General features: G+C 66.3%; 12 protein-coding genes. 8 read left to right on the forward strand and 4 right to left on the reverse strand.

The genetic code is table 11. The annotated features are described in order from the left end of the window. Positions 1 to 1,043, reverse strand: a 1,043-nt coding sequence (locus tag ACLQI9_RS03360) for a cytochrome P450 (protein WP_442391028.1), incomplete at its 3' end; no start/stop codon positions are given. Between the two features lie 672 nt (positions 1,044 to 1,715). Between ACLQI9_RS03360 and ACLQI9_RS03365 the strand changes: the two genes are divergently transcribed. From ACLQI9_RS03365 to ACLQI9_RS03390, 6 genes are all read left to right on the forward strand, one after another. Beyond that, positions 1,716 to 2,777 (forward strand): YncE family protein, encoded by a 1,062-nt coding sequence (locus ACLQI9_RS03365; RefSeq protein ID WP_442391030.1) that lies wholly within the window; start codon positions 1,716 to 1,718, stop codon positions 2,775 to 2,777. Between the two features lie 123 nt (positions 2,778 to 2,900). Next, a complete protein-coding gene (locus ACLQI9_RS03370; protein WP_442376730.1) occupies positions 2,901 to 4,532 on the forward strand; it encodes a long-chain fatty acid--CoA ligase in 1,632 nt (543 codons plus the stop codon). A 65-nt stretch (positions 4,533 to 4,597) separates the two neighbouring features. Further along, entirely contained in the window at positions 4,598 to 5,656 is a 1,059-nt protein-coding gene (locus ACLQI9_RS03375) for an NAD(P)H-dependent amine dehydrogenase family protein (RefSeq protein ID WP_442376732.1), read from the forward strand. Between the two features lie 9 nt (positions 5,657 to 5,665). Beyond that, the gene (locus ACLQI9_RS03380; RefSeq protein WP_442376733.1) at positions 5,666 to 6,139 is read left to right on the forward strand and encodes an SRPBCC family protein; all 474 of its coding nucleotides are present in this window, start codon (positions 5,666 to 5,668) and stop codon (positions 6,137 to 6,139) included. A gap of 5 nt (positions 6,140 to 6,144) precedes the next feature. After that, positions 6,145 to 7,014, forward strand: a complete 870-nt coding sequence (locus tag ACLQI9_RS03385; RefSeq protein WP_442376735.1) for a class II glutamine amidotransferase — start codon at positions 6,145 to 6,147, stop codon at positions 7,012 to 7,014. Further along, the gene (locus ACLQI9_RS03390) at positions 7,011 to 7,877 is read left to right on the forward strand and encodes a patatin-like phospholipase family protein (protein WP_442376737.1); all 867 of its coding nucleotides are present in this window, start codon (positions 7,011 to 7,013) and stop codon (positions 7,875 to 7,877) included. The genes ACLQI9_RS03385 and ACLQI9_RS03390 overlap by 4 nt, the downstream gene beginning before the upstream one ends. Here ACLQI9_RS03390 and ACLQI9_RS03395 read toward each other — a convergent pair. From ACLQI9_RS03395 to lpqV, 3 genes are all read right to left on the reverse strand, one after another. After that, positions 7,874 to 9,583: a CocE/NonD family hydrolase gene (locus ACLQI9_RS03395; protein WP_442376739.1), complete on the reverse strand. Its 1,710-nt coding sequence runs from the start codon at positions 9,581 to 9,583 to the stop codon at positions 7,874 to 7,876. The genes ACLQI9_RS03390 and ACLQI9_RS03395 overlap by 4 nt on opposite strands. Continuing rightward, positions 9,580 to 10,671, reverse strand: coding sequence for a patatin-like phospholipase family protein (locus ACLQI9_RS03400; RefSeq protein ID WP_442376741.1), 1,092 nt, complete (start codon positions 10,669 to 10,671; stop codon positions 9,580 to 9,582). The genes ACLQI9_RS03395 and ACLQI9_RS03400 overlap by 4 nt, the downstream gene beginning before the upstream one ends. A gap of 129 nt (positions 10,672 to 10,800) precedes the next feature. Next, positions 10,801 to 11,211 (reverse strand): lipoprotein LpqV, encoded by a 411-nt coding sequence (gene lpqV, locus ACLQI9_RS03405; protein ID WP_442376743.1) that lies wholly within the window; start codon positions 11,209 to 11,211, stop codon positions 10,801 to 10,803. A gap of 151 nt (positions 11,212 to 11,362) precedes the next feature. On the opposite strand from lpqV, the gene ACLQI9_RS03410 reads away from it, so the two are divergent. Then, positions 11,363 to 11,941 (forward strand): cysteine dioxygenase, encoded by a 579-nt coding sequence (locus tag ACLQI9_RS03410; protein WP_442376745.1) that lies wholly within the window; start codon positions 11,363 to 11,365, stop codon positions 11,939 to 11,941. Further along, the gene (locus ACLQI9_RS03415; RefSeq protein ID WP_442376747.1) at positions 11,938 to 12,393 is read left to right on the forward strand and encodes a rhodanese-like domain-containing protein; all 456 of its coding nucleotides are present in this window, start codon (positions 11,938 to 11,940) and stop codon (positions 12,391 to 12,393) included. The genes ACLQI9_RS03410 and ACLQI9_RS03415 overlap by 4 nt, the downstream gene beginning before the upstream one ends. The last annotated feature ends 226 nt before the right edge of the window (positions 12,394 to 12,619 follow it).

Genomic DNA, 12,619 nt, shown 5'->3' on the forward strand with positions numbered 1-12,619 from the left:
CGAGCCAGGTGCATGCCCAAGCATCTGTGCATGCCGCCGCCGAATGCCCAGTGGCGTTGGCGCCGGACCTCTCCGTGGCTGTCCCTCGATATCTCATCGCCGCCGTTTGTTCTGCCCGCGGCTTCCAGAGCCAGCCACACCGAACTGTGCGCCGGGATTGCGACACCGCCGATCTCGATTTTTCTCGTGGTTACGCGCGGAATGCCCGGCCCTGGCGGCTCCAACCGGAAGATTTCCTCGGCGAACGCGGGGATCTGTGCTGGGTCCTCGCGCAGCTGGGCCCGCAGTTGCGGGTCGCGTGCGAGATGGAGAAGGGCGAAAGTGATTGCCGAGGCCACCATTTCAATGCCTGCAACAGAGAACAATAAAAGGATGACCGACGCCACTTCGACGTTGGTGAGCGGAAAATCTTTATCACCGGCGAGTCGTTCCAGTAGCGGCCACAGAATACCGGGCGGCCGCTCGGGATCGCTCAGCCCGGCGTCGAGGCTGGTGTTAAGCCACCTGACGAGTTCAAGTTGGGCTTGCCCGGTGGTGTCGCCGATTACCGCGGCCCTGGTCATCTCGTGCGCCCGAGCGTCGTCAGACGGCAGCCCACACACCATGAATAACGCTTGGCACGCATAGGTGTCGGCGACGCTGACTGCATCGCACTGCCTTCGAGCAGCGACGGTCTCGACCAGTTTCGCGGCCCGGGCCCGCAACTCCGGAGCGAAGGGAGCCAACGCTCTGGGGCTGAAGAGCGGGTGCAAGACGCTGCCGAAGCGGGCATGCTCCGATCGCGTAGCGCATGAGAGCGGCACCTGACGAAGCGGTGCGCCGAACAACTGGATCGCGAAGGTCTTCGGCGGCGACGCAAATGTTTGCGGGTCGAGCAACGCCGCACGCACGTCGTCCCGGCGGGTCAGGTAGTAGCCGTGCAGCGTCGGATCGCCGGTGTCTATCTTCACCACTGGGCCCAACTCGCGAAGGTGGCGCCAGTAGGCGGCGCGGTCTGCGGCGAAGAACGGACTCTCCTTGTGGTGTAGCGGAGGCGAAGTCACGCTGCCACTTGCAGGCACGTCGTTGTCGTTCATCGCCTGGTTTAACTCCGGTGTGGTCGCAGTGGTGTCGAGCAGTGCGACCAGGAACGCCAGGAGCGTGTCGGCTCCCCGTTGTCGCAGCTCCTCGGGGGAGTCGTCGGATCAAATCAGAGTACCCAACTCGCCGCTCTAGGTCGCGACCAACGTTGCGGCCAGGCGACGCGCCCCGCTGCGCCGCGCGGCCTGTCCATTTCCGCGAAAATCACCACGACCTCACCGAGCGGCGCTTTGGACGAATGTGATTTGGGCCTCTTTTCGGTCGCGAAGATTAAGAAGATCTTATTCAAAAATAATCGGCTCGTGATCCGTTCTCGGTTAGCGAAGGTCGCGAAACACCTGGCTACACCGACGGTTCCGTTTGCTGTTTGAGGCAGGGACCGGAGCGCAATAAACCTTGCTTAAGGGCACGCTAAGGTGCTCACGTCACGTGCGTAACAATTGGTCAAACTGTGCTTTTTTGGCCCAAATTCGGCCGGTAGACTCGCTCGAAAGCGGCGCCCCGACGGGCCTGATCCGAGGATTCCGGGTTTGCGTTGCGGAAGCGATTGACCGGCGGAAGCGTTTCACCGCTCGGATGTCAAAGGTCCGCTCGCCGCGGACCAACGAGAAGAGGCTGGTGTCACTGTGAACGATGTGAGCGGTGCGAACGAAATCGGTATTGCCCCTGGCTTCACGGTGACGGCCGAGATCGCTGTGCAGCGTGGTGCCATCAGCGGCATCGCCGTCAGTCCCGACGGCACGCTGCTGACGGTCACCCACTACGGCGACGACAGTTTTTCGTCCATCGACACGGTGAGTAGCGCCGTCGCGCAAACAGTCGTCGACATCGCCGAACCATTCGCTGTGGCCGTGTCGGAGACGCCGCGACGCCGTGCCTACATCAGCACCGTGTCGACGGCGTATGACTCGGTTTTGGCATTCGACATGGATGCCAACCGGATCGTCGCAGCGCACCCGGTGGCGCATAGCGTGACCGATCTGGCGGTCAGCCCGGACGGACGGCACGTCTACGCCAGCCGGACTGCGGTGAACGGCGCCGACGTCGCGATCCTCGACACCGCGACGGGCAAGGAAGACGCCATCGGCATCGCGGCCACCGCGGGCACCACCGCCGAGTGTGTCCGCGTCAGCCCGGACGGCCGCCGGCTGTACGTCGCGGCCAACGGACCATCCGCTGCAGAGCTTGTCGTGATCGACACGCAATCCAAGGGCGTGCTGAACACCGTCGAAATCGGTTCGCCGATCCGGGATATCGCGCTGAGCCCGGACGGCGCCACCGCGTATGTCGGCAGCTGCAGTCCCGACTTCGGGGCGGTGCTCGACGTCTTGGACACCCGGACCGGCGCCATCGCCAACACTTACAAGATCGGCGAGATCGCTGGCTACCTGACCCAATTGGCATTGAGTCGCGACGGTCGGCGGGCATATCTCGTCGGCGACAGCAGCGTGACGGTGTGGTCCACCGCTACGCATGACGTCATCGGCAGCATCGTGACCGGCGCGCAGCCGTCCTGCGCGACCGAGAGCCCGGATGGGAACCGGCTGTACATCGCCGACTACGGCGGCGCGATCACCGTCCTGACGGTCGCATCGACCACCGCGTCGGCGGACGCGCTGACCCCGGACGAGGTGCCCACCGCCCCACACCAATGGGCATTCGCCAACTTGCTGGGACTCGAGCCGACGCTGGCCTAGTCGGCGCCCGCGCCACATCGCCGCCAAGGCGGTTGCTTCGGCGTGCGATGATCGCCACGCGGGCGGCCGTTTCACGGGCTGGCCCGGAACAGCAGGTAGTGCGAACCATAGGGCGGTCCATCGATGTACAGCACCATGCAGAGCTTTCCCCTGACGATCACCGCCATCCTGCGACACGCCTCCAGCGTCCACGGGGCTCGCAAGGTCACCACGGCGACCGGGACCGGCTACCGCGACTGCAGCTACGCCGAACTCGGTCGCCAGGCAGCTCAGCTGGCGAACGCATTGCGGCGCGTCGGTATTACCGGCGACCAGCGGGTCGCCACCTTCATGTGGAACAACGCCGAGCATCTGACGGCGTATATGGCCGTGCCGGCGATGGGTGCGGTGTTGCACACGCTCAACATCCGGCTATTTCCCGAGCAGATCGTCTACGTCGCCAATGAGGCCGAAGACCAGGTCGTGTTGGTCGATCTGTCGTTGGCCAAACTGCTCGCGCCGATCTTGGCCGACCTCGACACCGTGCACACCGTGATCGCGGTCGGGGAGGGCGACCTGGCGGCATTGGGTGAATCGGGTAAGACGGTGCTGCGCTACGCCGACGTGATCGCCGACGAACCAACCGAGTTCGACTGGCCTGACATCGACGAGAACTGCGCGGCCGCAATGTGCTACACCAGCGGCACCACCGGTAACCCCAAAGGTGTTGTCTACAGCCACCGTTCGAGCTATCTGCACACCATGGCGACGTGTACCAGCAACGGCATTGGCGTCGGTTCCAGCGATTGCGTGTTGCCGATCGTGCCGATGTTCCACGCCAACGGGTGGGGGCTGCCGTACGCGGCGCTGATGGCGGGCGCCGACCTGGTGCTGCCCGATTGCCATCTCGACGCCAAGTCACTGATCGACATGATCGAGAAGCTGCACCCCACCGTGGCCGGCGCGGTACCGACTATCTGGAACGACGTCATGCACTACCTGGACAAGAATCCCGGCCACGATGTGTCGTCGCTGCGGATAGTCCCGTGCGGTGGCTCGGCCGTGCCGGTGTCGATGATGCGCACCTTCGAGGAAAAACACGGCGTCCAAATCCGGCAGTTGTGGGGGATGACCGAAACCTCCCCGATGGCCACCATGGCCTGGCCGCCGCCGGGCACATCCGACGAACAGCACTGGGCGTTTCGGGCGACCCAGGGCCAACCGATATGTGGCGTGGAAGCCCGGATCGTCGACGACCACGGGAAGGTGCTGCCCAACGACAACAATGCTGTTGGGGAGGTGGAAGTTCGGGGTCCGTGGATCACCAGTTCCTACTACCGGGGACATGACGAGTCGAAATTCGACTCCGGCTGGCTGCGCACCGGCGACGTGGGCCGCATCGACGAACGAGGCTTCATCACGCTGACCGATCGCGCCAAAGACGTGATCAAGTCTGGCGGGGAATGGATTTCGTCGGTCGAATTGGAGAACTGCCTGATCGCGCACCCAGACGTGGTCGAGGCTGCGGTCGTCGGGGTTCCCGACGAGCGCTGGCAGGAAAGGCCCCTGGCCGTCGTCGTCGCCAAAGAAGGCTCCGCCGTCAATGCTGGTGATCTGCGAAACTTCCTGGCCGACAAGGTCGTTCGATGGTGGTTGCCAGAGCGCTGGACGTTCGTCGACGAGATTCCCCGCACCAGCGTCGGCAAATACGACAAGAAGACCATCCGGTCCCGGTACGCCGACGACGTCTATCAGGTCAGCGAAGCGCGAGGCTAGTCGCGTCTGCTCGCGGGGAAAGCGTGCGAGGAAGGCTCGCGAGGAAAGGAGAGGAAAGGAGAAGTATGAGCCTGCGGGTCGTTCAATGGGCAACGGGGTCGGTCGGTGTGGCCGCGATCAAGGGCGTGCTCGAGCACCCTGAACTCGAACTCGCCGGTTGCTGGGTGCATTCGGAGGCCAAGAGCGGCAAGGACGTCGGCGACATCATCGGCACACCGGCGCTGGGCGTGACCGCAACCAACAGTCTCGACGACATCCTCGCACTCGATGCCGATGCGGTGATCTACGCGCCGTTGTTGCCCAATGCCGATGAAGTCGCGGCACTGCTGCGCTCCGGCAAGAATGTCGTCACCCCGGTTGGCTGGTTCTACCCGAGCGAGCGGGACGCCGCGCCGCTGGAGGTTGCCGCGCAGGCCGGCAACGCGACCCTGCACGGCGCCGGTATCGGTCCGGGTGCGGCGACTGAGCTGTTTCCGTTGCTGCTCTGTGTGATGTCTACCGGTGTAACTTTCGTTCGCTCCGAGGAGTTTTCGGATCTGCGGACCTACGGCGCGCCGGATGTGCTGCGCCATGTGATGGGTTTCGGCGGGACACCGGATCGCGCGTTGACCGGACCGATGCAGAAAATTCTCGACGGCGGATTCATCCAATCGGTGCGGCTGTGTGTCGACCGGTTGGGCTTCGCCGCCGAACCCGAGGTCCGAACATCGCAGGAGATCGCCGTGGCGAGCGCGCCGATCGACTCGCCGATCGGGGTGATCGAGCCGGGGCAGGTCGCCGGGCGCCGTTTCCACTGGGAGGCGCTGGTCGGCGATACCGTGGTCGTCCAGATCACGGTGAACTGGTTGATGGGTCAGGAAAACCTCGACCCGCCTTGGTCGTTCGGGCCGGCCGGCGAACGCTATGAAATCGAAGTCCGCGGCAACCCGGACGCCTTCATCACGGTCAAGGGCTGGCAGCCGGAAAGCGTCGCGGCCGGGCTGAAGAGCAACCCCGGCATCGTCGCGACCGCGGCGCACTGTGTGAACGCCATCCCGGCGACGTGCGCGGCCCCGGCCGGCATCCAAAGCTTCTTCGACCTGCCGCTGATTACCGCTCGGGCCGCCCCCGGGCTGGCGCGGTAGCCTGCCGTCATGACAAGCTCCTTGGCCGTCGAGCAGTCCCGCGTGATACCTGTCGGAGTGGATGAGGCCTTCGCCGGCACATTGCCGCTGCCTCTTGCGACGATTTTCAATCGCCGGTACGGACCCATCCCGCCGATCAAAGAAGTCCGCGATCAGACCGGCGAGTGGGATGCGCCCGGGCAGACCCGAGTGGTGGTGCTGACCGGCGGGGGAAGTATGCACGAAGAGCTGACCAGCCTCGACCCACCGCACTCGTTCGGCTACGCCTTGACCGGGATCACCGGCCCGCTGGGACTGCTGGTCGGCAGCGCTGACGGCAAGTGGAGCTTCGCCGCGAGCGGTCCGGCGACCACCGTCACCTGGCGCTGGAACATTCATGCCCGATCAGCGCTAACCGCGCCGTTGCTGCCGGTGTTGGGCATGCTCTGGAAGGGCTACGCGCGCCAGTCGTTGGAAACCCTGTCAGCCCTGCTGACGGGCTGACGACGATGTGCCGACTTTTCGGGCTGCATGCCGGGACCAACGTTGTCACCGCCACGTTTTGGCTGCTGGACGCGCCGGACAACCTGGCTGCTCAGAGTAGGAAAAACCCCGACGGCACCGGGCTCGGTGTTTTCGACGGCCAAGGCCGCCCGCAGATACACAAGCAGGCGATCGCGGCCTGGCAGGACGCCGACTTCGCGACCGAAGCGCACGACCTGACCGGCACCACCTTCATCGCGCATGTGCGCTACGCAACCACGGGAGCGCACGAGGTGGTCAACACCCATCCGTTCCTGCAAGACGGCCGGATCTTCGCGCACAACGGCGTGGTGGAAGGTCTGGATGTGCTCGACCAGCGACTGGCCGACCTCGGCACCGCTGACCTGGTATTGGGGCAGACCGACTCCGAGCGGGTGTTCGCGTTGATCACCGCCTCGATCCGGGCGCGCGGTGGCGATGTGCGGGGCGGCTTGGTTGACGCCTTGGGCTGGCTGGCCGCAAACGTCCCGATCTATGCCATCAATGTGTTGCTGAGCACCGCCACCGACCTGTGGGCACTGCGCTACCCGGAGCCCAACGAACTGTACATATTGGACCGCCGCGGTACCCTGGGGGATCACCGATTCCAGCTGCGCACCAATCGCATTCGCGCGGAGAGCGACCATCTGCGGTCACGGCCGTCGGTGGTGTTCGCCAGCGAGCGGATGGACCACGATCCGCGATGGCGGCTGCTGGCACCGGGCGAGCTGGTCCATGTCGACTCGGCGCTGCAGATCACCAGTGACGTGGTATTGCCGGATCCGCCTCGACACCAGCTGCGCGCTGGGGATCTGAACGCGACGGCGCAGGCGGCGCAGCACACTGCGTCGGCGTGACGATCAAACGGGCGCTAGTGCTCGGCGGCGGCGGTGTGGCTGGAATCGCTTGGGCGACAGGTATTCTGCAGGGTATCGCTGATGAGTCGCCCACTGCGGCACGCGCGCTGCTGGATTCTGATGTGCTGGTGGGCACTTCGGCCGGTTCGGCGGTGGTCGCACAGATCGGCAGCGGCTCGAGCATCCAGGATCTGTTCGCGCGGCAAGTCCAGGAAGCCTCGTCGGAAATCGATCCCGGCGTCGGGGTTGATGCCATCACCGACCTCTTCCTGGCCGCCCTGTCGCAACCGGACACCACGGTGGCGCAGCAGCGGCAACGGATCGGGGCGGTCGCGCTGGCAACCGAAACGGTGGCCGAACCGGTCCGGCGCAACGTGATAGCTCAGCGACTGCCGACGCACACCTGGCCCGACCGGGTGCTGCGCGTGACCGCTATCGACATCGCGACGGGCGAACTGGTTGTGTTCGACCGCAACTCGGGTGTCGACCTGGTCGACGCGGTGGCCGCCAGTTGCGCGGTGCCCGGAGCGTGGCCGCCGGTCACGATCGGTGACAGGCGGTATATGGACGGCGGTATCGGCAGCACAATCAATTTGGAAGTCGCCGACGACTGTGACATGGCCGTGGTGCTGGTACCCGCGGGCGTGTCGGCACCGTCGCCGTTCGGCCCCGGACCCGTCCCTGAGATCGCCACGTTTCGTGGTACGACGTTGGACGTGTTCGCCGACCGCGAGTCGCTGGCAGCCTTCGGGCCGAACGCGCTGGACCCGCGCTGCCGCATCGCCTCAGCAGAGGCCGGGCGTGTGCAGGGCAGGCGCGAAGCGGGCGGCGTCGCCGCATTCCTCGGCGTAGGCCCTGCCTAGCCGATCACCGGAATGAGCAACCGGGCGGCGTGATCCGGGCCCCAGTGCAGCGTGCATCTGCAGTGTGGGCCGGGCTCGTAGGCCGACGGGAACTGGCCGGTGAGCGGGTTTCTCGGCCACAGCCACCGGCCCGCCACGACAAGCCGAAGCTGCTCGCCGGCCCTAAACAGCGTGGCCGACGGGCCGAGCGGGATGTCGACCTGCACGATCTGTCCGGGCTGCAGCGGACGGCGTGCGTCAAGTGTCGGCACCGGCTCGAACGGACGGGAGCGGACTTCTGTGGTTTCCAGAAGGGTGCGCAACGACGCCTTCAACCACCCGGAGGTGATTCGATCGCGTCCAAAGCCGTAAGAACCCTCGAACGGCACATACCCGCCGCCACGCCACTTTTCGACACCGACGAAAAGGTCTACGTCGTCGCTGCCGTGCACTTCGGCGAACAGTCGCACCGCCATCGGTCCGGTGATTTCGGTGCCGGCCCCCAGCGTCCAGCCGAAACGTGCTCCGCCCGAATAGGTATCGAAGGTGATGGATCCTGCTTGTTCGGCCGGTGAAGCGCGCAGGCCGGCATTGGTCAGGTACAGCGGCGTCCATCTGGTCGACTCCAGCGGCCAGCCGGTTTCTTCGCGGACCTCGACGATATGGTCGCGGTCTTCACGGACTTCCAGGCGGACCCTGGGCTGCGATGTGCCCGTCCCATCGCGGAGATGCCGGTCGAGGAATGCCAACTGGGTGTCGAGCGCCGCCTGTGAATAGAACGTGGTCCACTTGCCACCCCGGTGGGTGTAGAGATGGCGTTCGGGTGAACTGATCTGCTCAAAGGCGCGCACCGATCCGCGGCTGTGCAGGTTGTTGTCCGAGAAGCTGCCGCAAATCAGCGCCGGCACTTCGATTTTCGGCAAATCGGGCACCAGCGCCTGCCACCAGTCGTCGCGCAGCGGGCGCTTGGCGTTCTCGTCAGCCAGGCTGTACTTCAACCGGACACTGCTCAAGTTGCGACTCCACACCCTAAGGAATCCGTTCTCACGGACGCCGCCTGTGCGGGCGAAGTCGCGGTACGCGTCGGTAAATCCTTCCCACGGGACGATCGCCTTGAGGTGAGGTGGTCGTAGTGCGGCCGCTTTCCATTGCGAGATCGCGAGATACGAGACACCGATCATGCCGACTGCGCCGGTGGACCACGGTTGGCGTGCCACCCACTCGATAACGTCGTAAACGTCCTCGGCCTCTTGATCGGACAGCAACGAGCCGACTCCGCCCGATCGGCCCGCCCCACGCAGGTCGCAGTTGACCACCGCGAACCCACGCTCGGTCCACCACACCGGGTCGGGAGCCTCCCAGCCGGTCAGATCCGAAAACCGCAGCCGCGTCGGTTGACGCAGCACCCGGTACTGAATGGACACCGAATAGCCACGGCCGCGCTTCTTCTTGAGGGGAAGGTTGTCCTTGCCGTAGGGATGTGCGCACAGCAAGACCGCGAACGGGCCGGCGTCGGGTGGACGATACACGTTGGCGCGCAATACGGTTCCGTCACGAGTGGGGATCGCCACGTTATTGTCGATCACCAGCGCGGTTGGCTCGGCGGCGTAGACGTCGACCGACGATCGCGCGAAACCGCGCAGTCGCTCGAGCGCATAGCGCGCAGCACCGGGCCGTCGCCAGGGTCGGTCTGGAGCCGCGGCGTCGGGTGAAGGCCGTCGTGTCATGGCTGGTTCCTTCGGGAGACGTCGTCGGACACGGTCGTCGCCGAGTCAGGATCGGGTGGGTCGATGGCGTCCAGCGCCTGGGCGGCCAGCGTCCGGCCGGTGTCGATGACCTCCGCCGCACGATGGAATTCCAAGCCGCGGCAGGCCGACCGGGGCACCTCGATCAGCAAGTCGGGCGGGTAGGCGGCCAGCGTGTGGCGCGCCAAAGCGGCCTGTGCGATGTCGATGGTGCGGTTCATCACCTCGAAACCACCGAGCTTCGGTACGTCGGGTTCCTCGTCGGCGTCGGGCTCGGTATCGGACGCTGGGACTTCCAGGTCCGCAAGGCTCTCGGAGTTCTCTGCAGCCTCCGGAATCGTCGCGCCGAACCGGTTGAGCACCGCCCGCGCGGTGGGCCGATCGAGCAGCGAACGGGCGGCGGCGGTGTCGAACATCGCGGAGGTGCTGCGGAGCATGCGGTTCAGCCACTCGGTCGTGGGTCGGGGTTCGGGCTCGGCGTTGCCGCCGGCGTCGCTGCCGCACAGGCTGACGGCGATGGTCAGATCGGCGTTGACCGCGGCGATCGGCGCCATCGGCAGCGGATCGAGGATCCCGCCGTCGGCGAGCAGCCGACCATCGACGACGTGCGGCGCGATCACCCCCGGGATGGCGATCGACGCCCGGATGGCCTCGTCGACCGGCCCGCGCTGCAACCACACCGACTTGCCGGCCAACAGGTCAGTTGCCACCGCCGTGTAGGGGATCGACAGTTGCTCGATGGTGGCCGCGCCGAGGATGTCACGCACCGCGTCGAGGATTTTTTCAGCTCGCAGCACACCCGCCGCGGTGATCGACGGATCCAGCAGCCGCAGGATGGCGCGCTGCGTCAATGACCGTGCCCAGTCGGCGAACTCGTCGAGCCGTTCTGCTGCCTGCAGACCACCGACGAGTGCGCCCATCGACGAACCGGCGATCCCGACGATCTGGTACCCGCGGTCATGCAGTTCGTGAATCACCCCGATATGGGCGTATCCGCGTGCGCCGCCGCTGCCAAGCGCCAGCGCGACCCGGGGCCGGGACGAATCGCGGTCGGCGTCGAAGTCCGGCATGCCTTCAATCTTGCGCGGGATATGCCTTCGGCGACAGACACCGGATTCACCGTCGCGCGGCTTCGGCACGCGGATGTGGGCGGGTTTTGTCAGCCGTGATCCGAATTGCGGTCGCCAGGCGGCTCGGCGTCAGCCGCACTCGTCGTTGGCCGCCGCTTGGGCCGCGACGATCACCGCCGCCTGGCGCGCTAACGGCAGTGCGCCCCACGGCGTGTTCCAGGTGCCCGGTCCGGCTGCACCCGGCGCCTGGACCGCCGCCAAGTAGGCCTCGATCAGCACCTGGCGGTCGCCTTGCCGGCCCTGCATCCACGTCTTCGCGGCATGGCAGGCCTGGAAATACTCGTCTTCGGTGGACCGCGCAGGCACATTGACCTTGGTCGTCACACCGGCGGGGGAGACGGCGACGACCGCGGGCGTGGGTGCCGCCGCAGCCTGCTTGGTGGCGGGCCTGCTGGACACTGTTACCGCCGTGGGCGCGGCCGTGTTGTTCCCCGCCGAGCAGCCCGTCGCCGCCGACACGGCGGCCGCGACGACAACCATGCCCCACACCAGGGGATGACATGGGTGCCAGCGCACCCCGTCAATCTATGCAACACTGACGGCCGTGACCCAGCGAACCGGATTTTGGGAGTGTTGTCGGCCCTAACGCGCCCACGCCCCCTGGTCCGCTCGTTCGTTCTGGAGTTCTTGCATGGTTTCCGCCAACCTTGTTGCTGACCGCGTCCTGTCCCGCCCCTCAGCTGTCCGGTCGGCCTCCGGCCCCACCCGGCTGCGGCTGGCCGACCTGCTGCATATCACCGACCGAACGGCCGACGAGCTGCTCAGCGGGCGCTACGACCACGTGGTTCCGCCGGGTGGCGTGCCCACCGACGACCGCTGGTTCGCTCGGCTGCTCGGTGACGACGAAGTCGACGTCTGGCTGATCAGCTGGGCGCCCGGGCATCGCACCGAGCTGCACGACCACGGTGGATCGCTGGGTGCGCTGACGTTGTTGTCCGGGTCGCTCGATGAATTCCGCTGGGACGGCGAGCGGCTGCGCCGCCGGCGTCTCGAGGCCGGCGACCAGGCCGGGTTCCCGCTGGGCTGGGTGCACGACGTGGTGTGGGCCCCGCCCCTCGCGGTCGCATCCGTGCCGTCTCCCGCGTGCCCCACCCTGAGCGTGCATGCGTATTCGCCGCCGCTGGCCGTGATGTCGTACTACGAGGTCACCGAGCAGCACACCTTGCGCCGCCAGCGCACCGAGTTGACCGACCAACCGGAAAACCTATGAGCCGCATCGATCAGGTATTGGACGTGGCCCGGGCCCGGTTGCGCCGGCTGGCCGCCGACGAGGTGCCCGCCGCGCTGGGCCGCGGCGCATTGCTCGTCGACATCCGGCCACAGGCCCAGCGGACACGTGAAGGGGAGGTGCCCGAGGCTTTAAAGGCCTTAGTCATCGAACGCAACGTGCTGGAGTGGCGGTGCGATCCCACCAGCGAAGCCCGACTGCCGCAGGCCATCGGTGACGACGTGGAGTGGGTGATCCTCTGCTCGGAGGGCTACACGTCCAGCCTTGCCGCTGCCGCGCTGCACGACCTCGGCCTGCACCGGGCCACGGACGTCATCGGCGGCTACCACGCGCTGGCCGCCGCGGAGTCCCGGCAGGACGTTAGTTCGTCTCAGCCGCCCCCGCCGCCACCGCCGCCGCCGTCGGCGCCGAGGTTGTACCAGTTGTACCAGTAGTCCTCGGCCGAATTTGACTGCACCGGGGCAGGAGGCGGCGCCGGCTCATTGGTGGGCGGATCCGCTGGCAACGGCGCCGGAAGCACAATCGAGGCGCCACCGAGATCGGGCGTCGCACACGCCGGAAAACTGACAGCGGCCACGGGTATGCCGATTAGCACCCCCGCCACCGCGATTTTCGTGATGCTGCTGCGGACTCCTGATGACCGTGTCCAAGTCATAGCTC

The organism is Mycobacterium sp. (assembly GCF_052143115.1).
Classification (GTDB): Bacteria; Actinomycetota; Actinomycetes; order Mycobacteriales; family Mycobacteriaceae; genus Mycobacterium.